Source organism: Rhizobium sp. SVR5-9E, from assembly GCF_056755095.1.
On record NZ_JBNDHS010000388.1, the window covers coordinates 1 to 275 of the forward strand.

The window sequence follows — 275 nt, forward strand, 5'->3', positions numbered from 1 at the left end:
ATATTTTGGTAAAGGGTGCCGAAAGTTTAAGATCATCATTCGACAAGCACAATCTTGACCCGAATACCATCGATCACGTATTGGCACATATTTCGTCAGGTTATTTTAAAGAAGGTTTAAAAGATGAATTTGCCAACGTAGGGTTGGATTTCCCTTGGGAAAAATGGTTCTACAACCTTTCTGAAGTAGGAAACATCGGAGCCGGATCTATTTTCATCGCACTAGAGCAATTAATGAATTCCGGCAAACTGAAAAAAGGAGAAAAAGTACTTCTT

1 protein-coding gene is annotated in these 275 nt (G+C 38.2%); it reads left to right on the plus strand.

Translation table 11 applies throughout. From position 1 onward, the window contains the following. A partial coding sequence (locus ACPYOJ_RS35300; protein WP_481420379.1) for a 3-oxoacyl-[acyl-carrier-protein] synthase III C-terminal domain-containing protein occupies nt 1–275 on the plus strand: 275 nt, incomplete at both ends.